At 39.6% G+C, this 23,225-nt stretch carries 28 protein-coding genes and 3 pseudogenes; 26 read left to right on the forward strand and 5 right to left on the reverse strand.

All coding sequences use genetic code 11. The features are described from left to right. Positions 1-5: 5 nt before the first annotated feature. The 8 genes from UP17_RS11095 to UP17_RS11130 all read left to right on the forward strand — a co-directional run bounded on the left by UP17_RS11095 (position 6) and on the right by UP17_RS11130 (position 8,359). Positions 6-905, forward strand: coding sequence for a hydroxymethylglutaryl-CoA lyase (locus UP17_RS11095; RefSeq protein WP_061463063.1), 900 nt, complete (start codon positions 6-8; stop codon positions 903-905). 19 nt (positions 906-924) lie between these two features. Continuing rightward, positions 925-1,707 (forward strand): enoyl-CoA hydratase, encoded by a 783-nt coding sequence (locus UP17_RS11100; RefSeq protein ID WP_061463064.1) that lies wholly within the window; start codon positions 925-927, stop codon positions 1,705-1,707. Positions 1,708-1,730: 23 nt separating this feature from the next. Continuing rightward, a complete protein-coding gene (locus tag UP17_RS11105; RefSeq protein WP_167555981.1) occupies positions 1,731-3,260 on the forward strand; it encodes an acyl-CoA carboxylase subunit beta in 1,530 nt (509 codons plus the stop codon). 193 nt (positions 3,261-3,453) lie between these two features. Continuing rightward, positions 3,454-4,218, forward strand: coding sequence for an NUDIX domain-containing protein (locus tag UP17_RS11110; protein WP_061463066.1), 765 nt, complete (start codon positions 3,454-3,456; stop codon positions 4,216-4,218). Positions 4,219-4,233: 15 nt separating this feature from the next. Further along, positions 4,234-4,785, forward strand: coding sequence for a cysteine hydrolase family protein (locus tag UP17_RS11115; RefSeq protein WP_061463067.1), 552 nt, complete (start codon positions 4,234-4,236; stop codon positions 4,783-4,785). Positions 4,786-4,846: 61 nt separating this feature from the next. Continuing rightward, positions 4,847-6,316 carry a nicotinate phosphoribosyltransferase gene (locus tag UP17_RS11120; protein ID WP_061463068.1) on the forward strand — a complete coding sequence of 490 codons (1,470 nt, stop codon included), beginning with the start codon at positions 4,847-4,849 and terminating at the stop codon, positions 6,314-6,316. Positions 6,317-6,349: 33 nt separating this feature from the next. Then, the gene (gene nadE, locus UP17_RS11125) at positions 6,350-7,180 is read left to right on the forward strand and encodes an ammonia-dependent NAD(+) synthetase (protein ID WP_061463069.1); all 831 of its coding nucleotides are present in this window, start codon (positions 6,350-6,352) and stop codon (positions 7,178-7,180) included. Positions 7,181-7,327: 147 nt separating this feature from the next. Further along, positions 7,328-8,359 carry a serine hydrolase domain-containing protein gene (locus UP17_RS11130; protein WP_061463070.1) on the forward strand — a complete coding sequence of 344 codons (1,032 nt, stop codon included), beginning with the start codon at positions 7,328-7,330 and terminating at the stop codon, positions 8,357-8,359. Between the two features lie 81 nt (positions 8,360-8,440). Here UP17_RS11130 and UP17_RS27525 read toward each other — a convergent pair whose 3' ends face one another. Further along, complete coding sequence (locus UP17_RS27525) at positions 8,441-8,620, reverse strand: hypothetical protein (RefSeq protein ID WP_155727299.1); 180 nt, start codon at positions 8,618-8,620, stop codon at positions 8,441-8,443. Between the two features lie 105 nt (positions 8,621-8,725). Between UP17_RS27525 and UP17_RS11135 the strand changes: the two genes are divergently transcribed. Then, entirely contained in the window at positions 8,726-9,019 is a 294-nt protein-coding gene (locus tag UP17_RS11135) for a hypothetical protein (RefSeq protein ID WP_061463071.1), read from the forward strand. 149 nt (positions 9,020-9,168) lie between these two features. On the opposite strand, the gene UP17_RS11140 is transcribed toward UP17_RS11135, so the two are convergent. Continuing rightward, positions 9,169-9,579 (reverse strand): hypothetical protein, encoded by a 411-nt coding sequence (locus UP17_RS11140; RefSeq protein WP_061463072.1) that lies wholly within the window; start codon positions 9,577-9,579, stop codon positions 9,169-9,171. A 470-nt stretch (positions 9,580-10,049) separates the two neighbouring features. On the opposite strand from UP17_RS11140, the gene UP17_RS11145 reads away from it, so the two are divergent. The 6 genes and pseudogenes from UP17_RS11145 (at position 10,050) to UP17_RS29230 (ending at position 12,528) form a co-directional block, all read left to right on the forward strand. Continuing rightward, positions 10,050-10,298, forward strand: a complete 249-nt coding sequence (locus UP17_RS11145) for a hypothetical protein (RefSeq protein ID WP_061463073.1) — start codon at positions 10,050-10,052, stop codon at positions 10,296-10,298. Between the two features lie 238 nt (positions 10,299-10,536). Beyond that, positions 10,537-10,965: a YwqH-like family protein gene (locus UP17_RS11150; protein WP_061463074.1), complete on the forward strand. Its 429-nt coding sequence runs from the start codon at positions 10,537-10,539 to the stop codon at positions 10,963-10,965. After that, on the forward strand, positions 10,965-11,255 hold the full coding sequence (locus UP17_RS11155) for a YwqI/YxiC family protein (RefSeq protein ID WP_061463075.1): 291 nt from the start codon (positions 10,965-10,967) through the stop codon (positions 11,253-11,255). The genes UP17_RS11150 and UP17_RS11155 overlap by 1 nt, the downstream gene beginning before the upstream one ends. Further along, positions 11,252-12,010 (forward strand): LXG domain-containing protein, encoded by a 759-nt coding sequence (locus UP17_RS11160; RefSeq protein ID WP_061463076.1) that lies wholly within the window; start codon positions 11,252-11,254, stop codon positions 12,008-12,010. Before UP17_RS11155 ends, UP17_RS11160 begins: the two co-directional genes overlap by 4 nt. 15 nt (positions 12,011-12,025) lie before the next feature. After that, a pseudogene (locus UP17_RS11165) lies at positions 12,026-12,397 on the forward strand (pre-toxin TG domain-containing protein); the annotation flags it as partial. Continuing rightward, a complete protein-coding gene (locus UP17_RS29230; RefSeq protein ID WP_284149571.1) occupies positions 12,397-12,528 on the forward strand; it encodes a hypothetical protein in 132 nt (43 codons plus the stop codon). The pseudogene UP17_RS11165 and the gene UP17_RS29230, both read left to right, overlap by 1 nt. Positions 12,529-13,286: 758 nt before the next feature. On the opposite strand, the gene UP17_RS11175 is transcribed toward UP17_RS29230, so the two are convergent. After that, entirely contained in the window at positions 13,287-13,532 is a 246-nt protein-coding gene (locus UP17_RS11175; protein ID WP_061463079.1) for a ribbon-helix-helix domain-containing protein, read from the reverse strand. A gap of 213 nt (positions 13,533-13,745) precedes the next feature. On the opposite strand from UP17_RS11175, the gene UP17_RS11180 reads away from it, so the two are divergent. From UP17_RS11180 to UP17_RS28755, 3 genes are all read left to right on the forward strand, one after another. Continuing rightward, positions 13,746-13,955 (forward strand): DUF4083 family protein, encoded by a 210-nt coding sequence (locus UP17_RS11180; RefSeq protein WP_061463080.1) that lies wholly within the window; start codon positions 13,746-13,748, stop codon positions 13,953-13,955. A 121-nt stretch (positions 13,956-14,076) separates the two neighbouring features. Further along, entirely contained in the window at positions 14,077-14,703 is a 627-nt protein-coding gene (locus UP17_RS28750) for a M15 family metallopeptidase (RefSeq protein WP_061463081.1), read from the forward strand. A gap of 6 nt (positions 14,704-14,709) precedes the next feature. Continuing rightward, positions 14,710-14,979: a peptidoglycan-binding domain-containing protein gene (locus tag UP17_RS28755; RefSeq protein WP_061463082.1), complete on the forward strand. Its 270-nt coding sequence runs from the start codon at positions 14,710-14,712 to the stop codon at positions 14,977-14,979. A gap of 861 nt (positions 14,980-15,840) precedes the next feature. Here the strand turns inward: UP17_RS28755 and UP17_RS29530 are convergent. Continuing rightward, the gene (locus tag UP17_RS29530) at positions 15,841-16,035 is read right to left on the reverse strand and encodes a DUF3898 domain-containing protein (protein WP_155727522.1); all 195 of its coding nucleotides are present in this window, start codon (positions 16,033-16,035) and stop codon (positions 15,841-15,843) included. A gap of 129 nt (positions 16,036-16,164) precedes the next feature. On the opposite strand from UP17_RS29530, the gene UP17_RS11195 reads away from it, so the two are divergent. From UP17_RS11195 to UP17_RS27535, 8 genes and pseudogenes are all read left to right on the forward strand, one after another. Continuing rightward, on the forward strand, positions 16,165-16,416 hold the full coding sequence (locus UP17_RS11195; RefSeq protein WP_250211797.1) for a hypothetical protein: 252 nt from the start codon (positions 16,165-16,167) through the stop codon (positions 16,414-16,416). Positions 16,417-16,903: 487 nt separating this feature from the next. Continuing rightward, a pseudogene (locus UP17_RS28475) lies at positions 16,904-17,322 on the forward strand (IS110 family transposase); the annotation flags it as partial. A gap of 6 nt (positions 17,323-17,328) precedes the next feature. Next, positions 17,329-17,902 (forward strand): annotated as a pseudogene (locus tag UP17_RS11200) (recombinase family protein). Positions 17,903-18,196: 294 nt separating this feature from the next. After that, the gene (locus UP17_RS11205) at positions 18,197-18,520 is read left to right on the forward strand and encodes a PadR family transcriptional regulator (RefSeq protein WP_061463084.1); all 324 of its coding nucleotides are present in this window, start codon (positions 18,197-18,199) and stop codon (positions 18,518-18,520) included. 1 nt (position 18,521) lies between these two features. Further along, a complete protein-coding gene (locus UP17_RS11210) occupies positions 18,522-18,899 on the forward strand; it encodes a DUF1048 domain-containing protein (RefSeq protein WP_061463002.1) in 378 nt (125 codons plus the stop codon). 18 nt (positions 18,900-18,917) lie between these two features. Then, complete coding sequence (locus UP17_RS11215; protein ID WP_061463003.1) at positions 18,918-19,262, forward strand: DUF1048 domain-containing protein; 345 nt, start codon at positions 18,918-18,920, stop codon at positions 19,260-19,262. 363 nt (positions 19,263-19,625) lie between these two features. Further along, positions 19,626-20,959 (forward strand): IS3 family transposase gene (locus UP17_RS26430; RefSeq protein WP_155727271.1). Its coding sequence is split into 2 segments (ribosomal slippage): positions 19,626-19,998 and positions 19,998-20,959, totalling 1,335 coding nucleotides; the frame shifts between segments, so codons are not numbered across the junction. Positions 20,960-21,049: 90 nt separating this feature from the next. Next, positions 21,050-21,232: a hypothetical protein gene (locus UP17_RS27535; protein WP_155727300.1), complete on the forward strand. Its 183-nt coding sequence runs from the start codon at positions 21,050-21,052 to the stop codon at positions 21,230-21,232. A 449-nt stretch (positions 21,233-21,681) separates the two neighbouring features. On the opposite strand, the gene UP17_RS11230 is transcribed toward UP17_RS27535, so the two are convergent. Then, positions 21,682-23,004, reverse strand: coding sequence for a CitMHS family transporter (locus UP17_RS11230; protein ID WP_061463085.1), 1,323 nt, complete (start codon positions 23,002-23,004; stop codon positions 21,682-21,684). Positions 23,005-23,225 lie beyond the last annotated feature (221 nt).

The raw sequence follows: 23,225 nt of genomic DNA on the forward strand, positions 1-23,225 counted from the left end.
GTAAGATGAACTGGCCTGAAAAAGTGACAATTAAGGAAGTTGGACCGCGTGATGGGCTGCAAAATGAAAAGGTCATTATACCTACGCAAAGCAAAATGGATTGGATCGATCAGCTCTCTGATACTGGATTATCTTATATAGAGGTGACTTCTTTCGTACATCCAAAATGGATTCCCCAATTGAGTGATGCGGCCCTTGTGGCTAAGGGAATAAAGCGTAATCCCGGGACCACATATGCGGCCCTTGTACCCAATCAAAGGGGTCTGGAATCGGCCCTTGAAGCCAATATCGATGAAATTTCCGTGTTCATGTCATCCAGTGAAACCCATAATCTTAAAAATATCAATAAATCGATTTCCGATACCTTTCCAATAATGAAGGATGTCATCGGGACTGCAGCAAAAAGCGGGAAAACGGTTAGGGGCTATGTTTCAACCGTTTTCGGCTGTCCTTATGAAGGGGAGGTTTCGTCCGAACAGGTTTTCCGTGTTTGTGATCAACTATTTGACTTCGGAATCAGTGAGGTCTCATTGGGTGATACAATTGGGGTCGCGTCACCAAGACAGGTTGCCTTGTTCCTTGAACAGGCTGTAAAAAGATATGATATAAGCCGAATTGCCCTCCATTTTCATGATACAAGTGGCATGGCACTCGCAAATGTACTCCAATCACTGGAATATGGAGTGGACACTTTCGACTCTTCTCTCGGTGGTTTGGGAGGATGCCCATATGCACCAGGTGCGAGCGGCAATGTGGCTACGGATGACCTGATTCATATGCTACATAAAATGGGAATTCACACGGGAATCAATCAAGAAAAACTAATGAAGGCTGCGTCCATTATGCAAAGCTTTTTGGAAAAACCATTGCCTAGCCATCAGATGGCTGTATATAACGCGCAATAAGTTGAATTGAGGTGAAACGATGACTTCATTAGTAGAGATCAGTCATGATGCCAAGGGAATTGCCATCGTGACTTTGAATCGGCCGGATGCTGCCAATGCATTATCCACCGAATTGCTTCATTGCTTATTCGAAGGGCTGGATGAACTGAAAAGAGAGTCCAATTTACGAACCGTCATTTTAACGGGAGCTGGGGAAAAGGCGTTTTGTGCAGGTGCGGATCTTAAGGAACGGGCTGGGATGAATGATGATAAAGTCAAGGAGACAGTCAAACTGATTGGTGACACGATTACGGCTGTAGAAAACCTTCCAGTCCCAGTAATCGCTGCAATTAACGGCCCGGCTTTTGGAGGAGGGCTGGAGCTGGCGCTGGCCTGTGACATACGAATCGCATCGGAAACGGCAAAGATGGGACTAACAGAAACGGCATTAGGAATCATCCCAGGCGCCGGCGGTACTCAACGCCTGCCCCGTATAGTCGGAATGTCAACGGCGAAAGAACTGATTTATACGGCGAAGAGATTGGACGCAAAAGCGGCACTTGCCATGAAAATCATCAGTCATGTATATCCACCACAACAATTACTTGAGGAAGCGAAAAAACTGGCTGGGGAAATTGCGGTCAATGCCCCATTAGCACTCAGGGCAGCAAAAGCGGCGATCAATCAAGGGGCTGATACTAACTTGAAAACAGGATTGCAAATTGAAAAAGACTGCTATCAGACAACTTTAAAAACCCGTGACCGACTGGAGGGTCTGTCAGCATTCAAGGAAAAGCGCAAACCGGTATTTACGGGTCGATGATTTCAATTGAAGGAGGAACATGGATGGTAACGACGGATAAACTAACCGAAACGGTTGAAACGATTAAAAAAGGCGGTTTAGAAAAATATCATCAAAAAAATGCTGAAAAAGGAAAGCTTTTCGTACGTGAACGGTTAGAGCTGCTTTTTGATGAAGGGGTTGAAATAGAAGACGCTTTCTTTGCAAATTGTGCCAGTGATGGTCTTCCCGCAGATGGTGTGGTTACAGGTATAGGAAAAATCAATGGTCAGAGGGTCTGTGTCATGGCCAATGATTCGACCGTAAAAGCAGGTTCCTGGGGAGCAAGGACCGTCGAGAAAATCATTCGCATTCAGGAAACAGCTGATAAGTTACAGTTGCCCCTCCTTTATTTAGTCGATTCTGCCGGGGCTCGAATTACGGATCAAGTAGAAATGTTTCCGGGACGCCGCGGTGCAGGACGAATCTTTTACAACCAAGTAAAGTTATCGGGAAAAGTTCCGCAAATTTGTCTATTGTTCGGACCATCTGCAGCGGGAGGGGCATATATCCCAGCTTTCTGCGATATTGTCGTAATGGTTGACGGTAATGCATCGATGTATTTAGGATCACCGAGAATGGCAGAAATGGTCATTGGCGAAAAGGTTAGCGAAGAGGAAATGGGCGGGGCGAAAATGCATTGTTCTGTTTCAGGATGCGGGGATGTGCTTGTTAAGTCAGAAGAAGAATCCATCGCGTTTGCACGCCGATACTTAAGCTATTTTCCAGGAAATTATCAAGAAAAGCCTAAAGCCAAAAAGCCTGAGCTGCCAGCTGAATTCGAAAAAACATTAGAAGAGCTGATTCCAAAAAACCAGAATGCAGCCTTTAATATGTATGACCTGATCGATAGGATTATAGACAGGCAATCGTTTTGTGAAATCAAGAAGCTATTTGCCCCCGAATTGATTACTGGGCTTGCAAGGCTAAATGGACAGACGATTGGGATCATAGCCAATCAGCCGCGTGTCAAGGGAGGCGTCCTTTTCCATGATTCAGCCGATAAGGCGGCCAAGTTCATCAATTTATGTGATGCTTTCCATATACCGCTGTTGTTCCTGGTGGATATTCCAGGATTCATGATTGGAACGAAGGTCGAACAGGCAGGCATCATTCGCCATGGTGCGAAAATGATTTCGGCCATGAGTGAAGCCACGGTCCCCAAGATTTCTGTCATCGTCCGAAAAGCTTATGGTGCTGGACTCTACGCGATGGCTGGTCCCGCATTTGAACCGGACTGCGTACTTGCCTTACCGACGGCATTGATTGCGGTCATGGGGGCAGAAGCTGCGGTCAATGCAGTCTATGCCAATAAAATCAATGCGATGGAAGCGGAGGATCGCCCAGCATTCATCGAACAGAAGCGCAATGAATATAATGAAGACATTGATATCTACCGCTTAGCCTCCGAGATGATTGTTGATGGCATCATCCAGCCAAATGACCTGCGTGATGAATTGAGTGCCCGGTTTGAAGCATATAGCAGTAAACAACTGACATTTACCGATCGTAAACATGGAGTCTATCCAGTCTAATGAATTCAAGAAACAAGCCCGGTCATCATGACCGGGCTATTTATCATGTATGAAAATAAAATGATTTTTCAAATAATAAGAAAAATTTTCTTATTTAGAGTTGCTAAATCACATAAGGAAGAGTACTATAATTAGTAATTATTGATTTACTAATTACTCAATTCATACTTAGTGAAAGAAAGTGAGCGTTGCCATGGTTCAGCAGGAAAAAAAGAAATATATAACTCCAGATGGATACACAGCAGACATTGCGATCTTTACTATTACTTCGCAGAAAACGGCAGAAAAAGCGCCGCCTGAAATGTTTTTAAAGCTATTGTTAATCAAACGTGCGACGAAAGATAAGGAAGGACACCCAAACGTTGAAGGAGATAAATGGGCATTGCCTGGAGGCTTTGTAAATGTCAGGGAGACTGCTTATGAAGCAGCTAAACGCGAATTAAAAGAAGAAACGGGTGTAGCTGGATTCCATGTCAAGCATTTCGGTGTTTATGACCGCCCAGGACGCGATCCCAGGGGATGGATCATATCCAATGCTTTTTACGCCATTGTCCAGGAAGATTTTCTCAATCAAAGAAAAGCGAATGACGATGCAGCTGAGGTTGAATTGTTCACGATACAGGAAGCGTTACAATTAGAGCTTGCATTTGATCATCATACAATCATTAACGACGCGATGAACTTACTGAAAAAAGAAATGGTGCAAACGACGATAGCCCAAAAATTCCTGCCGGATGAATTTACACTTTCTGAACTGCAACGGGTGTTGCTAATAGCTAGAGATGATGCAAAAATCAGCGCGGATTCACTTTTTTATGCAAAAGCCCCTAAACTCCCGTTCTTGGAGAAAGTCTTGGATGAAAAGGGTATCCAGAAGAAAACAAAACGAAATTCGTATCGGCCTTCACAACTTTACCGATTTAATGCAGAGATTGTCATGGACTCTATTTATTATTAAGGGGGAATAGGTGAAATGGATAAAAAGGCATTGATCAATATCGATTATACGTATGACTTCGTGGCAGACGGGGGTTCATTGACCTGCGGGAAGCCAGGACAGGATATCGAGAAGGCACTAGTCAGGATAACAAAGGAGTTTATCAAACAAGGGGGATACACGGTCTTCGCGATTGATTTACATGAAAATGGAGACCGCTTACATCCTGAATCGAATTTGTTCCCACCGCATAATATTAGCGGTACAATGGGTAGAGACCTATATGGGACTTTAAAAGAAGAATATGAAACAAATAAAAATCAAAAGAATGTTCATTATATAGATAAAACGCGTTATTCGGCATTTGCAGGAACGGACCTTGATATCCGCCTAAGAGAACGTCACATTACCGATGTATATTTAGTCGGGGTTTGTACAGATATCTGCATTCTGCATACGGCAATCGACGCTTATAATTTAGGATATAATATTTTTATATATGAAAATGCAGTGGCCTCATTCAATGATGCCGGTCACCATTGGGCCCTTGGGCATTTTAAAGGATCTCTAGGAGCAACCATTTTATAATATCCATTCACGCAACAGAATAGAAGGGAGGCGAAAGCTTCTCTTTTGGGAGGAACTATCCATGGAAAAAAAGTACAACGATGACAGTTACGCACTACACACTGATCTTTACCAAATTAACATGGCCCAAACTTATTGGCAGGACAAAACACATAACCGAAAGGCAGTTTTCGAGATATTTTTCAGAAAACTTCCGTTCAACAGCGGATATGCGATTTTTGCTGGACTTGAAAAAATTGTCCATTACCTTCAAAACTTTTGCTTCTCGGAAAGTGATATCGACTATTTAAAAACGGACCTGCACTATGATGAAGAATTTTTGGATTATTTACAGAACATCCGTTTCACGGGAGCGATCCGCTGCATGAAAGAAGGAGAGCTCGTCTTCGGCAATGAACCGATTTTACGGGTTGAGGCACCGCTTGCTGAGGCACAACTCATAGAAACGGCGTTGCTAAACATTGTGAACTATCACACACTCGTGGCAACAAAGGCCTCGCGCATAAAACAAGTTATTGGAGATGAATCTGCCCTTGAATTCGGTTCAAGACGGGCACAAGAAATGGATGCTGCAATTTGGGGAGCGAGAGCGGCCTATATTGCTGGCTTTGATTCCACTAGTAATGTACGGGCTGGAAAGCTGTTCGGGATTCCGGTTTCAGGAACGCATGCCCATTCCATGATCCAGGCTTATAAAGATGAATATACGGCTTTTCATAAATACGCTGTTTCCCATAAAGACTGTGTATTCTTGGTTGATACCTATGATACATTGCGTTCTGGCATCCCCAATGCAATCCGTGTTGCCAAGGAACTGGGCGATAAAATCAATTTCATAGGCGTCCGTCTTGACAGCGGTGATTTAGCTTACTTATCAAAAGAAGCACGACGTATGCTTGATGCTGCAGGGTTTCATGATGCGAAGATTGTCGCTTCCAATGACTTGGATGAATATACGATCATCAACCTGAAACAACAAGGAGCAAGAATTGACATTTGGGGCATCGGAACCAAATTGATTACGGCTTATGACCAGCCAGCGCTTGGTGCTGTTTATAAAATGGTTTCAATAGAGGGCGAAGATGGGAATATGAGAGATACCATCAAAATTTCTTCTAACCCTGAAAAGGTTACGACACCTGGCTTAAAACGAGTATATCGAATCATCAATAAAGTGAACAACCATGCTGAAGGTGACTATTTGGCCATGGAATATGAAAAGCCTCAGGAACAGGAAAAATTAAAAATGTTTCATCCTGTCCATACCTTCCTGAGTAAATTTGTCACGGATTTCGATGCCGTTGATCTGCATGTGGATATTTTCAAGGAAGGCAGCTTGATTTATGAATTACCAACCATTGATGAAATCAAGGCCTTCACGAAAAAAAATCTCCAAGTATTATGGCCTGAGTACCTTCGTGCACTTAATCCTGAAGAATACCCGGTAGATCTAAGCCAGGATTGTTGGGATAATAAAATGAGGAATATAGATGAAATTAAAGCAAATGTAGAGAGAATGCTAACGAAATGACCAATCTATTTTATCAGAAAGCGAGGTTTTCCAATGCGTCCATTACAAAGAGAAATCGTAAAAAAATTACTTGTCCAACCAACGATCGATCCTGAAGTCGAATTCAGGAAAAGTGTTGATCTATTAAAAGGGTATTTGAAGAAAAATACGTTTCTGAAAAGTTTTGTACTTGGAATATCTGGAGGTCAAGATTCAACACTGGCGGGGTATATTGCCCAAACCGCTGTCAATGAATTGAATGAAGAAAAAAATGGCAGCGATTATAAGTTTGTTGCTGTTAGCTTGCCATATGGAGTACAGGCTGATGAAGATGACAGGCAGTTGGCTTTAACATTCATCAAGCCAAGCCAAACTGTTACAGTCAACATCAAGGGAGCGGTGGATGCATCAGTAAAGGCTGTGGAAGAAGCCGTTTCTGAAAAACTATCGCATTTCTTAAGGGGAAATGTCAAAGCGCGTGAGCGGATGAAGGTACAATATGATTTAGCCGGACTTTACAAAGGTGTCGTGCTTGGTACGGACCATGCGGCTGAAGCAATCACAGGTTTCTTTACGAAACATGGTGACGGTGCAGCGGATATCATCCCATTATATCGATTAAATAAAAGGCAAGGAAAAGAAATCCTGAAATTCGTCGGTGCTCCTGAGCGTCTTTATACGAAGGTTCCAACGGCCGATTTAGAAGATGACAAACCATTAATTCCTGATGAAGTGGCTTTAGGCGTTAGTTACGACGAAATCGATGATTACCTTGAAGGAAAGGAAATCAGGACGGAAGCTGCCGAAATCATCGAAGGATGGTATACTAAAACCGAACATAAACGGAATGAAGCCATTAACGTTTATGATACTTGGTGGAAATAAAAGATTGGGTAAAGCCGAGAAGTTCATGTAAATTTAAACGCCTGCATCACTTTTAAAGGTGTGGGCGTTTTTGGGAAGACCAATGAATATCACCTTTGCTAACACATGAGTAATAAAAAATATATTACCAGTAAAGGGGAAAATCAAATGTCGACTCTCAATTTGGATTTATCCAGGCTTATTAAAGAAACCAGCAAGGAAATTAAATTCTCCGGTGTAATCGGTGTGAAAACGGGAGATGATCTAATACATTGCTCAGGACAAGGCTATTCCAATCGATCAGATGAAATAATGAATACGACTGAAACAAGGTTCGGAATTGCTTCTGGGTGTAAACTGTTTACTGCGATAGCCATTTGCCAGTTAGTACAAAAAGGGACACTTAGGTTTGATTCTAAGCTTAAAGACTGTCTTCCGATCGAGTTTCGGTTTCCAGATTTCCATCAAGATGTAACCATACATCACCTCTTAACACACACTTCGGGTATTCCTGATTACTTTGATGAAGAAGTGATGGAGGACTTTGAAGAGCTATGGCAGAAAAATCCGATGTACCATATAAAAAGATTAAAAGATTTTCTGCCCATGTTTCAAGATGATGTGATGATGTTCGAACCCGGGGAAAGATTCCATTATAATAATGCTGGCTATATTGTATTGGGATTGATTGTTGAGGAACAAACTGGACTTGAATTTTCCGAATATATTGAGAAGAACATCTTTCTCCCTTGTGGTATGAAAGATTCCGGTTACTTCTCCATGGACAAGCTACCTAAAAACACAGCGCTAGGGTATATAAACGAAAAAAATGGAACATGGAGAACGAATGTTTATTCCCTTCCCGTCAAAGGCGGAGCAGATGGAGGGGCATATATTACCACTAAAGATATGTTCAAGCTATGGGAAGGGTTATTTTCCAATCAGTTACTGAATAAAGAATATACCAATCTTTTATTGGAACCCCATATTACTACGGAAGATGAAGGGGCATTCTATGGGTATGGTATATGGATAAGCAAAAAAAATGACGGGATTTTCAAATATCATATAATGGGCTATGACCCGGGTGTAAGTTTCAATTCTGCGGTATACCCGGCAAATCGAATGATAACCGTCATTACTTCAAATGAAAGCATGGGTCCATACGATATTACCTGCGCGATTGAGAAAGAATTATAAACAAATGGAACCTTTCCGATAGTGAAGGGTTCCATTTGTTTATAGTCAATGTGACTTCATTCATGGATAATCTGTTTTTATTTAAGAAAGGGATGAATTTGCATTCAAATGCTTGATCGTTTCCAGAACTTCTGGATTTTCAAGGGAAGAAACTTGACCTGTATCTTTATTCAAGAACGGGGCTTTAATGACATGGCGCATTACTTTTCCATATCTTGTCTCGGAACGCTCTTTAAGTAGGTAGATTTCTTTAGATTTCAAGGCTTTTCTAAACAAAGAATTTGTATATTTAGATATCTTGAAGTAAAGTATATTTAATATACACCATTTTAACCGGTATTTTCCGATGGAGGTTCTTTTTACGTTATGAAGGCAAGATATGAGCTCGCAAACATGAACTTAACACTGAGCAATGTGACTTTACGTAATGCAGCGGATAGTTATGTCCTCTTGAAAGCTGCAGATGATCAAAATAATAATGAAATCACGATCAAGCTTTCACACGGTCAAGCTGAATTTCTAGAAGCGGAATTAAGGGAAGTAAATCGCCGTCGCAGGGAAAATAGTTCTGAATTATCCGGGTATGATAAGGACCGTTTGAATGACGACGATTCTTTTAATCTGTTTAGCATTGATTTTAACGAAAGTGAACCGAAGTAATTGATAGCATGTGTTCATTACCTCGCCTGAAAAAGGCTTCTCTGTAACTTTCCCTTTCCATATTAAGATGTTGCCACAGAGAGTGTCCCGTTCCCGCCAATAATAAATCCAATGGCCATAAGGAATAAATTAAGCAAGGTGACCTGTCGTTACCTTTTTTCTGATTGCTTGAAAAAATTCTTCACTAAAAGGAATATGGATGACACTACAGCAAAAACCATGAAAAATACGATGAAGCCCCAAAGGCCAACAGCAGCATCTTGAAATTCCATATTACCTCTGCTGGTAAGGGCCTGCTGAATTTCAATTGCAAATACTAAAACAACCATGACAGTAAAGGTATAAAGGAAAGAAAGTATGGTAATCCCAAAACGCATCCGGGAAATTAAATTAGATAAAAATAACACGAACAAAAAGATGATGATACCGATGATTCCCATTATCCAAAAATGCAAATCCTTGTCCGTTGCATTTGAATTTAATGTATCGCTCACAAAGAATAGGATGAAATCGTGAAGATTATTGACGATTTCCGCTAATATCTGGATGAATTCTTTCATTTTTCACACCTCCAATTCCTTAGATTATAGCAGGTTATAAATCTATATAGAAGTGGGCAGGTCCTCTGGGGGCCACGACTGACCTTAGATGGCAGTAATATGAAATAATAAACACGTTAAGGGGTGAATATCCACTACTATGTCAGTGTTTATTCTTTCGCATTTATTGGGACACATAAAAAAATCATAAGTGAATGAATTGGAAAATCAAGACATGAAACGGCAGCTAAATAAAGGTATAGTTAATATATTGGGAATAGGTTAACCAAATAATATTCATTACATAGAAAAATTAGGAATAAGAGATTCTAAAGTAGGTGTTCCTGATTTCTAATATTCTAATGCCCCTAGTAATCTTAGTCTGTCTATATCGTTTTGATTGGTGTCTTCATTAATAAGGTAACTAATAAATAAACGATTTGATTTAATCCTTAATATACTTAAATGTTTTCAAGGTTGGAGGGAAAAGAATGAGTGATTTGCATAATCATGTGTTAACAATAATCGATTATATGAAAACAGGTCATAATACTTGCTTTGTAAAAGTATCCGGTTTTGATGCTGAATCCGAACAGAATTTTGAAGGTGAAGTTAAATTTGTCGGGGATTTGCCATTTGGAGATTTGATACATCCTCAAAGGTCACATCTATCTTCCACTTGCAGGGAATTTGTCCGGGAAGATTTGGTGTTAAGATACGGTAAAGGGCAGTTTGAATGAAGTGGTTGAAATTCTTATGGACGATCTAAGGAAATGACGATCTATTCACTTGTTTAAAATTGGTAAAATACAGGGTATAAAGAATATGGGATGTATGATATTTATCATGCCAATCTTCTCTGTTAACTGACAAAATAGCATATTTTTCCCTATTTAACTCTCGGACTTTAATCCTTATAATTAAATAAGAAAAATATGACAGATAATGTAGAAATATACTATTCTTGAGGTGAGTTTCATGGTATATGCAGATATTTTGAGTAATATACACTCTGCTATCTCCAGTAAAAAAGCTGATTTAAATGCGAAAATTGAACGTTTAGAAAAAGCGAAAAACGATATCATAAAAGAACAGAGTATGTGTCTTAACGAGATTAGGAAAATAAAAGACCCAGAGCTAAGTGGTGGTTGGACCGGGAAGCGCTCGGATCATTTTCAGGAAGCCCGTAATGATGCCTATAACGTCATGTTTAGCATCATTCATGACGATTATGACGATTACCAATGGAAGATTGAAGCGATGATTACAAAGCTAAGTGCCGAGAATACCCTCCTGAATATAGCGGGGAATATAGCCCAAGAAGCCGATAACCTTTTAAGCAAAGGTGAAGAGGCATTTGAGCAACTGGAAAGTAAAATATCAGATTTAAAAAGGCGGTTGATTTAATGACGACAATCAAACTGAATCATCCTGCCGTAACGAAACAAGTTGATCAGGTGAAGACGGCGCTTGGTACAGTCAAGCTTGGAAATCTGCCGGCAGGCGAGCTTGGCAACAATAAATTGGAATTCACCTCGAAATGGATCGATCGGGAAACGAATTTGGAGAAGGTCTTTGAGCAATATATCAAGATCGTCCAGAAAAATGTGGAAGATACCCGTGCCAACATTGACTTATTAAAAGAGCAGGATGAAGCCATCGCAAATACGTCTTCACAGGGGTATCAGCCGCGATGAAAATATATGAAGCCAGGACATTGACCGCCGCAACCAAGTCGCGCGCCAAGCAATATGAAGAACTAAAGAAGGAAGTTGCTGCGCTGAAAAAGGAATTTCAGGGTATCGTCGGCCTTGATCACGAGTTTCAAGGAGCCGGTGCTACCGCCATCAAAAGCTTCTATGAAGCGCAAGTCGAGGTGGCGGACGCCTGGATGGAACTATTCACGACCCAAATCAATTTTTTGGAAGGCATACCGGCCACCCTGGAAGAGGCGGACCTCTCCGGAAATACGGTGGTCGAGGTTCCCTTTTTAGATGGCGAAGTGTCAAACGGCATCAACCAAGCGAAGTCGCTTGTCGATGAACAAGCGAATGATCTTCAAAGGATCCTGAACAGCATTGACGATATCCTGCCTCTTGATATATTCGACCAAAAGGACTTTAATGAAAAAATCACGCTGGCCGGGCATAGGCTGGATGACACCGTGACTAAGGTCGAGAATGTCGACCGGCAATTGGTCGAGGAATATGATGTGTCCGTTGGGCAGGAAAACGTGGTCGTTGGCCTCTTCCGTGCCTTGCTTGATGCCACCAAACAGGACGGCAAGGTTTCACCGATGACATTCAACCAATCGGCATTTAAGAATAGTGACGTCTATCAAGTGAAGGATGAAGTAGCCGGTCAGATGAAAGACTATCAGACCTTCAAAAAGCAACAAGCCGAAGCTAAGGAAATCGAACGTGAAATGGAAGAACTCGAAAACCGCCCATGATACGAAAAAGCCTGGGATACGACAAAAACCTTTACAGGGGAATTCACGGGATATGATTCAATCAGGGCCTCAACCGGATTTGATCCAGTGACGGGCCGCAAGCTGTCCGAAGCCGAACGAATCGCCGCCGCTGGATTCATCCCCGTTGTCGGCTGGGCCGGCCGGGCCATCAAAGGCGGAAGCGCCATCTACAAAACGGCCAAAGGACTCAACGCAGCGAACCACGCGCTCGATGCCTATAAAACGACAAAAGGCTTTAGCCTCCTTCAGAAAACTGAATACGGGATATACGGACTCCTCGCAGCCAACGGCCTCGGCGAAGCAGTCACCAGTAAAGACATGTTCGGAAACCAGCTTACTGAGGAACAGCCCAGAATGGGCTGTTGATGGCACTTGGAATCGGCGGTGTGGCTGGTGCGGCCAAGGCTGCTGAAAAAATAGCAAGTGGGACAAAGTTCATTCCTTACAGTAAGGAATTTACGATAAAGGAGGTTCAAAAAAAGTCCAAGCTACAATAACAGACATAGCGAGATCTGGAAAAACCGCGATAAAAAATATAGGTGAAGAAATCGGTAATAACGGATAAGTGTGGAACAAGTATCCCTCGCAGGAGGACCAACAACTTTAAGAGTTGGAAATATGAAAATCGAAACATAATTCCCAGGAGAAGCCCATACTTCTGATAACATGACTATATGGCTTCCAAAGTATAATTTATTATTTGGAGATGATTTTCGCGCTGGAAAAAAAGAATTCCGGGATCATTGATGAAGCTAACATGGAAGCGTGGCCAAATACGATGAAGAATTTAATGTATGTATATAAGGATGTGAAAATCGTTATTTCAGGTCATAAAACTTGGGGAGATTTCAGTTTGCTCCCAAATACATTGGGGATTGTACAGAACCATGGAAAATGAATCCACTTCTAAACTTTTAGCAACTTGTCCACACCTTCGATAAGTCCATGCATATACAATAGTAAGGAGGGTGTTAGGATGGAAATATATAGTTGTTATGTAGAAAAATGTTTTGAGAATAATGACCCCAGTACAGTATGGGTGCCCAGAAAGCGTTGTAAATGTAAAAAATGCAAGAAAAAGCACCATTAAACTGTAAGGCAGGTGTTCTACAGGGGCAGTCCTAGTGGCTGACCTTTTTTAATTGAGTACACAAATCATGGTAAAGTTGTCAGTGGGGAAATACGGTAGTTAAAAAACTGATGAGAGTCATAAGCAGATGAAAAAACACCCAACCGAGTGCCGAGTGTTTTAGAGCTAATCTTTCTCTAGGATTTTCCTGCTTTGCTGAATGATTTCATTATTTTTATTTATGGCCTCAACATTGTTAAACTTAACATGGTCATTGATCAATTCATTGTCTTCCATATATTCTAGTAACAATTCGACTGATTTATCCAGCAATCTTTCCAGTGGGATATCCCTTTCTTCTGCTAAACGAGTGAGGCGCATGTTTAAATTAGAAGCGAGTGAAGAAACGAACGGATCTCTACCTTCGTTCATTTGTTTGCATTCCCCTTTCAGCTTTAATAGCTCCATTTTATGATGGAGAGGATTGGAAGGCAAAAATATGGACACTACGAATAAAATAATTGAAAGCTGGTTATATCGATTGGCGAAGTAGGTTGATAGCTGGGTGATTTTTGTGTCCGATTCCTTCTTACCCTGTCTTTAATGTATAATAATACTATATTTTACATAAAGGAGGAGTTATTTATGAGCCAAGCCGGCAGTATAATCGGGTTATTTGCAATCATACCGATTTTATTTTATCTGGGACTTCTTTTTTTAAGCATTTATTTTGTAATTAAGGTGATAAAATTCATCAATGCCAAGACAAAAGCAGATCAGGAAAGAAATGATAAGCTGGATGAATTGATAAGAGTTTTAGGTAGCGGTAAAGAAGATCAAAATAGGCCTTTATAATAGAAAAAAAGCGCAATCCATTGGGTTGCGCTTCTTTTATTTCACTGGATTTTTTGGAACGTCAAGGTAGGTGTACAAGCATTTCCTAATAAGCACCATAGCATATTAGGAGGTGAATAAATTGACTGTTAAATTAGAAACTTTATTGGATCGTTCGGAAAAGAATATGGGCAGCGGAATTCATCCAGTCGTTAAAGAGTCAGCATTGGAAATGGTCAAACTGGCATACCAAGAAGGTATTTTTGTGCAAATCAGCGCAGGTTATCGGTCTATAGAAGAGCAAGCAAAGCTATATGGTCAAGGTCGCCTAGGTTATATCTATGATGGAAAAAACTATAGTGATTTATCGAAACCGAGAGTGACGAATGCGATGCCAGGTCAATCTTACCATAACTATGGACTAGCCATTGATTATTTCATAGTTAGCGATGATGGAAAGAATGCCATTTGGACAATTGATGCCAAATGGAAACGGGTAGCGGACATTGGTAAATCCTTGGGATTTGCTTGGGGCGGGGATTGGTCAAGCTTTAAAGATTATCCGCACTTGGATATGACGGGTGGACTAACTTATTCTCAGTTAAAAGCGGGAACAAGGCTCATTGTAAAAAATACGCCTGCAATGGATACTGGCACTCAGACTATCAAGTCCATTCAAAGGACATTAAATAACCGGTATAATGCAAAAATAGATGTGGATGGTTATTATGGACCTAATACTAAAAAAGCGCTGATAAAGGGTTTTTAAACCGAATTGAATAAACAATATGGTGCAAAGATTAATGTGGATGGAATATGGGGACCCCAAACAAAAGCGGCTTCACCTAATGTTAGGAAAGGGGCGAAAGGGAATATCACCTATATCCTTGAAGCTGCACTTTATTTAGAAGGACATAATCCACATGGTATAGATGGTATCTTTGGAAACGGAACGGAGATAGCGGTGAAGGCATTTCAAAGGGCCAAGGGAATATCAGCAGACGGTATTGCCGGTGAAAATACCTTTGCGAAATTATTTGGATGATTAGCTTAGTAAAAAGCCTTAAAATATGAAGGCTTTTTTTGTTTGAATGAAAAATGATTTTTATAGTAGCTTTTTTTAAAAGTAAATATATCCCAATCGCTTAAGAATCGAAGTATAAGAAAATTAGTCCTTTTACAAATGTGAATTAATTTTTATCGAGTATATATGCTCATTTTCATTCACTTAAAATTGATTGAAATATAATAGTCCTTTTAATTTTCCACCCGATTGCCGACGGAATATTGTTAGTAGAATAATAGATGGACGTAAAGGAGATAAATCAATTTAAAGTGTTCAAAAATCGTTGTCAGTTTCACTATTATTGGTCTAATTAGTAGGAATATTCACGTTAGTAGTATTAATATTTTTTAGGCAGAAGATGAAATTATTAGATACCATGGAAGAAGAAAATGAGACTCCTTATAGTGAAAACGATACAATCAAGATGCTGGTGTGATTTTAGTGTTTCAAAAGTGAATTAAGGGATACAGCTTACGGATAATTCTATAGAAATCGACTATGATGTACAGGATGTGTATTTTAACTTAATGTTTAGTGATAAACGAAAAGACAGTTAGCAAAGATAAGCTCACTGTCTTTTTGATTTAATATTTTAAGTGTATTTAAATTTAAGGAAACCCTTATTAACATGTTTTAGAGCATAAATTTGATCACACAACGATCACGAACGTTTAAATGGCACAGTTCTTATGATTACAATAATGAGCACAAGCCCCTCAAAAAATCCTATTAACCTGCCCCTTCTTACTGATCCGCTCCAAAATCTCCATAAATTTATCCCGCCCGTGAAATTCAATCGGCGAAACACCTTAATCGACGGTATCGTATCGGCTTCAATCATTAATAATACTTCTCGTTAATCTTGCCTAAATGGATACTATCGCCGAAATCGACTAGAAGTCCTTTGACAGATGTACTGCCAAGTTTCATTCGCAGCTCGGCTTCAGATGTATGTTTTACAATCTGGGCAGTGGCTTCGACGACTTGGATTTCAAAGTGTTCCTGGATTTCTCCTTCTGTCGCTCCCTTTTGAATAAGTTGCTAGAGTTTTTCTTGAATAATCAGATAATAAATTGCCTTTTTTTGTGTGTATCATGACAAATGAATGAACCAAGCTGTCTGAATTTGCATTAAATATATTAACAATGAAAAGAGGTGAATTATATGTCTGGTTCTGGTTCTAGATCTGTTGATGTAGTTACGATTCTTTGGGAAAGAGCTACGTTAATACCTTTAGCTCAGCGTACAATTGTACAAGCTACAGTGATTGGAAGTGCCGCACCTTGTGCTAACACTTTAGCTCCTGGTGATTCCTACAGAGCTGCTTTACGTTGTTTACTTGGAAATAGATTTGTACAAGTATTGAACCTTGACTTCGGGCGAACCGGAGTTGCCGTGTTCATCCGTTTATTCTAGGATGTTAATTGGGGGACAAAGTATTTTTCATTTAAAATACTTTGTCTTTTTTGTAAATACACAAAAACCACCAGTCATTAAGATTGATGGTTTTATCAATTTTACTAATACAGAATGAGAAGGAAGCGGAACATTATCTTAGTGAATTTCTAGCTGGTGTTGATCCGAATAAATTACCTTTTGTCATTTTATTCAAGACTTGTTGATTCAAATGAAATTGAATGTAGCGTAGTACATATCAAAACTTATATTAGCTTAAATAATTCGGAGGTGGAGGTTTGTTGACTTTTTTTAATAGAATCTATTATATCAGTAGCCAGGATAGGACGTACAGGTACACGGGACTTGATCTCGTGAACTAAACTGTCCACCCACTACTTTAGAAACATGTTTGAGGCTAGTTGGGACGTAGATCTCGTATAACAAGCGAAGCTATGACACTGCATGGAGGACTAGGGGTACTGGGTAGTAAGTAATGGATGGAACAATGAATCCAGTTGCTGGTCTGGATGTGGCAAAAAGAAGAGAGTCAAGTTCAGGCATTTTTAGATCAATCTAAACCGTCTGGGAAGAGCTTTTCAATGAAGGACATCAAAGAGGAATTAGATCATTTTTTAGACTTTTTAAAAGAAAGTGACAGGGCAGATGCCTATGGTCATTTTAGAATCTACAGGGCATTACCATGCTATTCTATATATCTTACTAAATCCGATTATTTCATATCAGGTAAAGAAGTCCAGTTTACGGAAGGTAAAAACAGACGCTATCGATGCGTACCAGTTGTGTGTGCTGTATTACAAAGGTGAACCTCATAAAATTAGAGGAATTCAGCTATTAGACCTTCGGAATTTGTCCAGACAACAGGAAATCATAACGATTAAGTATGTGGAAGCTAAACTTCAGTTTCACATAATGGCTATTATTGGATATGGACGTGTTTCAACTAAAGATCAGGACTTGGCTTTACAGGAGGAGAAGTTAAAAGAGTATGGTTGCAAGAAGATATTCATGGAAAAACAAAGTGGTGCTAAATCTGACAGGAAAGAACTTGCTAAGGCGTTGGACTATTTAAGGGAATCTGACAAGCTGGTTGTTTACAAGTTGGATAGATTAGCACGTTCCACTTTTTACCTACAAATGATTGCTAAGGAACTAGAAGAACGGGGAATAGCTTTAGTGTTCATCAAAGAACAGATTGATTTTAGTACACCATCAGGAAAGCTAATGTTTACTATGCTGGGGGCTATTGCTGAGTTTGAACGTGATCTATTTAAAGATAGAACGGCAGAAGGAAGGGAACGTGCTAAGGCACAGGGGAAAAACATATGGGTAGGAAAGGGAAGGATGAGAAGGACGTTAAGAAGGCTTTAAAGCTGTATGATGAAAGAGAATCTAACGGTTTAAGCGTTAATGATATAGCCAAAATGACAGGTGTCCACGTTCCACTATTTATGCTGAAGTGAAAGAGATGACTAGTAATAGCTAATCGTCTTTTTTCTTGTGGCATTGTTGTAGTTTTAAAATAAAGTCGTACCTTATATAAAAAGATGTACCGATTTAAATAAAGTTAAATCGTTTATAAAAATGATAAACCGAAATCCATACTTTATTTTGGTTTTCCTTTTTTTATTCTGCATGTACAGCAAAATCCTTTTGTATCTTTTTAAATTTATAATTTTTTTAATGCACACTTGACACCCTCGCTACATAGTATTACAGTATACCAGTACTCATTAATACCGAATACCTGTATAACTTATTAGCTTAGGAGGTGTATGCTGTGGAAAATTTAACAGAAATGCTCAAAGGTGTGTTGGAAGGTTGTGTGCTGGAAATTATCAGCCGGGGAGATACTTACGGCTACGAGATTACCCGTCGCCTCAATGAAATGGGCTTTAAAGAGGTTGTTGAGGGTACGGTCTACACCATTTTGGTGCGACTGGAAAAGAAAGAATTAGTGAAATTCGAGAAAAAGCGTTCTGAAATGGGTCCTCCTCGCAAATTTTACTCATTAAATTATGCAGGACACGAGGAACTCGAACAATTTTGGGGAAAATGGAATTTTGTTTCATCAAAAATTAATACCCTAAAGGGGGAGAAATAATATGAAGAAATTTATAGAGCTAATCATTGGTGATTTAGAAAGCAAGAAGGAATACAAAGCATTTATGAAAAAAGTAAATTCCCTACCGAAAGATTACGCATTTGTGTTCAAAAAGATTCAAAAGTACATGTGGAATTTCGGATATGGATTTGGTGAAGAAATCATCAATTTGTATGAACTGTTTGAAGCTAGTGCAGCAGAAGGCAAGCATGTGCTAGATGTTACCGGTGAAGACGTGGCGGCATTTGCCGATGAATTGATGGCTCTCTCAAAACTAGATGGAGAATCGGCGAGTATATTAGGAGGGCAAGTAGATTTGAAAAAAGAAATTGAGTGTAGAGTTGAAGAGCAAGTAAAAATATGGACGAATAAAAAATAAGGTAGGAGGTTAAATATCATGGTGAATTTCATCAAAAAGATACTTGACGACAAAAAAGAATACAAAGAAATGATGGCGCGTGTGGAAGCTTTGCCAGGCAACTACCCAGAAGCCTATAAAAAAATCTGCAACTATATGTGGGGTTTCGCCTCTGGAAGCGGCATGGATATGCTGAGAATCCAGTATGATCTCATTGATTTGTTTGAAGATGGTGCGGCAGATGGCAAAGACGTATTGGAAGTGACAGGTGAAGACGTGACAGCATTCGCCAATGGACTTATCGACCAAGCGAAAAGATGGGATGATAAGTTACGCAATAATTTGAACAAAAGCATTCTGAATCGTGTGGGTAAGAAAAAATAAGCGTTGAACAACCCAAAAGAATAGCTTTTTTGAAAACAAGATAATGTGGCAACGGAATACGCTCCTTAAGACATAGGGGCTTTTTTCTGATAACCATTCCTGGTACCTTCGAATGTGCCGGCTAGATAAAGATTTAAAAAGGGAACCCTCCACAACTTTTTCCAAGTCTACATGGATTTCCACTGAATAAGTGTGGGTGACTCCCCTTTCCCATTTACAATCAATCTTCAGAACTATCAGCTATTACAGAGCAGCCCTTATACTTGAACTATACCCCGGATAACGGACACACATAAAAAAGTGTCCCTTATCCGGGTTTTTTTATGTTTCAATAGATGTAATGAGTATGGACGGAGGGTTTCTATGAGTAAGAATATATATACTGAATTTCAGATTAAAGAACTTGAAAAGAATCCAAATATCATTAGTGCTTCCGAGCGATCTATTTCCTATAGTCCGGAATTTAAAACAAAAGCTGTTAAGGAATATAAAAAGGGGAAAGCCCCCTCTCAAATTTTCATTGACCAGGGAATTAATCTCGAAATAATTGGAAAGAAACAACCCAAACGTTGTCTACAGCGCTGGCGTAGTACCTTTGAAAGGTTTGGTGAGGAAGGCTTCCTTACGGAACGCCGTGGAAAAGGAAGTACAGGACGCCCCACTTCCAAGCCACAGTCTGTAGAAGATCAACTTAGGAAGGCCGAGGCGAGAATCAAATTCCTTGAAGCAGAAAATGACTTCCTAAAAAAGCTGGAAGAGCTAGAAAGGCAGGCTCTGAAAAAGAAATGATTCTAACTGCTGCTGAGAAGTTCTATCTGATTGAAAGGACGATCAGAATACACCAATTAAAGAAGGCTGTTTCTTATCTATGCAAATTGGCTGGTGTAAGTCGAAGTGGCTACTATGATTGGTTAAAGGCAGCTCCTTACCGTGAGCTTCGTGAAGAACAGGATGAATTGGACATAGAATTGATCAGAAATATTTTCATCAGTAAAAAGGAAAAAGTAGGCGCCCTCCAAATCAAAATGATTATGGAGAATGACTACTCGGCCGTCATGAATCATAAGAAAATCAGACGGTTGATGACAAAATATAATCTCCTAGCGAAAATCAGAAGGGCCAACCCGTATCGGAAGATGGCCAAGGCAACCAAGGAGCACCTTACTTGTCCAAACCTCCTTAATCGTGAATTCAATCAGGAGGTGCCAGGGAAGGTCCTGCTTACTGACATTACCTATCTTTATTATGGGAAAGGCCAAAAAGCGTATTTATCCTGCGTAAAAGATGCCGCCACAAAAGAAATCGTTACGTACCATTTATCTACTTCATTAGAAATGGATATCGTTTACGAGACTTTAAATAAGCTAAAGCAGGCTGTGTGTCACGAGTTCCATCCGAGTGCAATCCTTCATTCTGACCAGGGGTTCCATTACACCCATCCGCTATTTCAACGCAAAGTGAAGGAACTTGGGATAACCCAATCCATGTCCCGCAAGGGAAACTGTTGGGATAATGCGCCAATGGAAAGTTTCTTTGGCCACTTTAAGGATTTGGCAGAATATAAAACATGTACTAATTTAACGGATGTGAAGGAAGAAATTGATCGAGTTATTGAAGAATATAATGAACATCGTTATCAATGGGGGCTAAGGAAAATGGCCCCAGTACAATACCGGGACCATTTATTAGCTGCTTAGGCACTTTTTTATACTGTCCGTAAAATGGGGCACAGTTCAACTTATCAGGTCTTTTTTTCATTTATTCCCTTATTTTACCAGATTCGAGGTGTGCATACAAAAGCATTTGATCCATTTATAGATATACGGATGGACGAAGAATATACCAGCGTACTAGCACTTGAGGAACTTCCTGCAGCTGCAGAGTCAAGTATCAGGGAAGCATTAAAAGATGAAAATGAAGAACCTATGATTGTAGAACATACATGCAGCTCGACGGAAACAATATTATAATAGAGGAAAGAAATAACCAAAGCTTTCAAGCGATGGTGATCCAGAGAAAGATTGAAAGTTCACTGGAAGAGGTGGCGAACCAGGCATGGTCCAACTTGCCTGAGGATCAACGCCTTAAGAGGGAGGGATTTTTTAGAAAAGACATCGATTTGGAAAAAAAGACGAGTTTGTCCGTCCTTAAATCAATGAGCGTTTTGTGGAACGGTTGAAAAAAGAAATGGAACTTGGTAAGTAAGTCATGGAAGGGTATGCTTTACATTAACATAATTAATGATAAAAATATTTACAATCACTAATTCACATAATAACAGTAAATACTTCAGTTTTCCATCTTATTTCATGGTTTCAATTATGGAACTTTACCTGACAACAAAGTTGTATCATAAAACTATCTAGCTGAAAAATGCCACAAAAGTCCTTGCAGACAAGTATACAAGGACTTTTATAATTTACATAAAAGAAATAGCACCACTAATTATAGCTAATACTGTTAAGATTAACGATGTCAAGATGGCCCATTTGTATGCGAATTTCTGATATTCTCCAAGGTCTTTATCAACCATACCAACCAATAGAATGGTTGATGCAACAAGTGGACTCATTAAATGAGCGGGTTGTCCCAATATAGAAGCCCGAGCAATTTCTAACGGAGTAATACCATAGGCTGAAGCTGCTTCTGCAAGAATAGGGAGAACTCCAAAATAATAGGCATCATTCGATAAAACGAAAGTGAATGGCATACTTGTAATGCCAACAATGACAGGAAAAAACTGTCCTAATGAAGCAGGTATTATCGCAACCAGTCCATTAGCAATAGCATCAACCATTTTTGTACCGGAAAAGATTCCTGCAAATACTCCTGCAGCAAAAACTAATAAAACAACAATTAAAGCGTTTCCAGAATGTGCTAAGATACGTCTCTTTTGCATTTCCAGATTAGGGTAATTAATCATTAAAGCAATAGCGAAACCGACTAAAAATAAAATGGGGGAAGGAACCAATCCCATAATAAGCATGACCATAATGCCTATCACAATTAATAAGTTAACCCACAAAAAACGAGGACGTTTAATGTCAATATGAGGAAATGTTTCAGTGGCTTCATTTTCAACAGTAGCAGCTATTTCATTTTTGAACTCTTCTATGTGTATTACACCAAGTCGTTTACGTTCTTTTTTCCCTAAAATAAATGCGACGAAAATAACCCAAAGAGCACCACCGATCATGGTAGGAATAAGTGGAACAAAAAATTCGGATGCATCAAGTCCCAATACTGCTATTGCTCTGGTAGCAGGTCCTCCCCAGGGGGTCATACCACTCATGACACTTAAAGCCAGCATGGCTACAGTGGCTAAAACCAATGGATTCATACCGATTCGTTTATAAAGTGGATACATAGCTGAAACAGTAATGATATACGTTGTTGTACCGTCTCCATCTAGGGCCACAAGTAATGCAAGAATTGTGGTACCCATCGAAATTTTGACAGGATCTCCCTTGACAACTTCTAATAACTTTTTGATAAGTGGGTCAAATAAGCCCGTATCTATCATAATGCCAAAAAACAATATGGCGAATAATAATAGAGCAGCAGAAGGAGCGACTAGCTTAATGCCTTCCATCATCATAGTGCCAATTTTGCTTCCAAAACCACCAACTCCTGCAAAAACGATCGGAACTAAAGTTAAAGCAACAATGGGTGATAAACGTTTGGACATAATTAAATAGGTAAAAACGGTAACCATGGAGATGCCTAAAATTGTAAGAAACATTATTAAATCCCCTCCCAAATATTGAATGCGCTTTCAATTGATCTCTGGATGACTAAGAATTAATTTCGTGACTTTTCATAAAAAATTAACTGGCAGATTAATAAGTTTTACATTATGCTTATGCGCTTTTCTTTATTAAAGGTAATACAGGGAGAACAATAAGTTAAATACATATTTTTTTTGTGTTGGTATCAAAATAATTTATTCTTAAAAAAAGATTG

Origin of the sequence: Peribacillus simplex, from assembly GCF_001578185.1 — a bacterium.
Lineage (GTDB): Bacteria > Bacillota > Bacilli > Bacillales > DSM-1321 > Peribacillus > Peribacillus simplex_A.

Excerpts from the sequence above, each read along its gene's own strand:
- UP17_RS11095 (WP_061463063.1), top strand. The coding sequence starts at position 6 with ATGAACTGGCCTGAAAAAGTGACAATTAAGGAAGTTGGACCGCGTGAT.
- UP17_RS11100 (WP_061463064.1), top strand. The coding sequence starts at position 925 with ATGACTTCATTAGTAGAGATCAGTCATGATGCCAAGGGAATTGCCATC.
- UP17_RS11105 (WP_167555981.1), top strand. The coding sequence starts at position 1,731 with ATGGTAACGACGGATAAACTAACCGAAACGGTTGAAACGATTAAAAAA.
- UP17_RS11110 (WP_061463066.1), top strand. The coding sequence starts at position 3,454 with ATGGTTCAGCAGGAAAAAAAGAAATATATAACTCCAGATGGATACACA.
- UP17_RS11115 (WP_061463067.1), top strand. The coding sequence starts at position 4,234 with ATGGATAAAAAGGCATTGATCAATATCGATTATACGTATGACTTCGTG.
- UP17_RS11120 (WP_061463068.1), top strand. The coding sequence starts at position 4,847 with ATGGAAAAAAAGTACAACGATGACAGTTACGCACTACACACTGATCTT.
- nadE (WP_061463069.1), top strand. The coding sequence starts at position 6,350 with ATGCGTCCATTACAAAGAGAAATCGTAAAAAAATTACTTGTCCAACCA.
- UP17_RS11130 (WP_061463070.1), top strand. The coding sequence starts at position 7,328 with ATGTCGACTCTCAATTTGGATTTATCCAGGCTTATTAAAGAAACCAGC.
- UP17_RS11135 (WP_061463071.1), top strand. The coding sequence starts at position 8,726 with ATGAAGGCAAGATATGAGCTCGCAAACATGAACTTAACACTGAGCAAT.
- UP17_RS11140 (WP_061463072.1), bottom strand. The coding sequence starts at position 9,579 with ATGAAAGAATTCATCCAGATATTAGCGGAAATCGTCAATAATCTTCAC.
- UP17_RS11145 (WP_061463073.1), top strand. The coding sequence starts at position 10,050 with ATGAGTGATTTGCATAATCATGTGTTAACAATAATCGATTATATGAAA.
- UP17_RS11150 (WP_061463074.1), top strand. The coding sequence starts at position 10,537 with ATGGTATATGCAGATATTTTGAGTAATATACACTCTGCTATCTCCAGT.
- UP17_RS11155 (WP_061463075.1), top strand. The coding sequence starts at position 10,965 with ATGACGACAATCAAACTGAATCATCCTGCCGTAACGAAACAAGTTGAT.
- UP17_RS11160 (WP_061463076.1), top strand. The coding sequence starts at position 11,252 with ATGAAAATATATGAAGCCAGGACATTGACCGCCGCAACCAAGTCGCGC.
- UP17_RS29230 (WP_284149571.1), top strand. The coding sequence starts at position 12,397 with ATGGCACTTGGAATCGGCGGTGTGGCTGGTGCGGCCAAGGCTGCTGAA.
- UP17_RS11175 (WP_061463079.1), bottom strand. The coding sequence starts at position 13,532 with ATGAACGAAGGTAGAGATCCGTTCGTTTCTTCACTCGCTTCTAATTTA.
- UP17_RS11180 (WP_061463080.1), top strand. The coding sequence starts at position 13,746 with ATGAGCCAAGCCGGCAGTATAATCGGGTTATTTGCAATCATACCGATT.
- UP17_RS11195 (WP_250211797.1), top strand. The coding sequence starts at position 16,165 with ATGTCTGGTTCTGGTTCTAGATCTGTTGATGTAGTTACGATTCTTTGG.
- UP17_RS11210 (WP_061463002.1), top strand. The coding sequence starts at position 18,522 with ATGAAGAAATTTATAGAGCTAATCATTGGTGATTTAGAAAGCAAGAAG.
- UP17_RS11215 (WP_061463003.1), top strand. The coding sequence starts at position 18,918 with ATGGTGAATTTCATCAAAAAGATACTTGACGACAAAAAAGAATACAAA.
- UP17_RS11230 (WP_061463085.1), bottom strand. The coding sequence starts at position 23,004 with ATGTTTCTTACAATTTTAGGCATCTCCATGGTTACCGTTTTTACCTAT.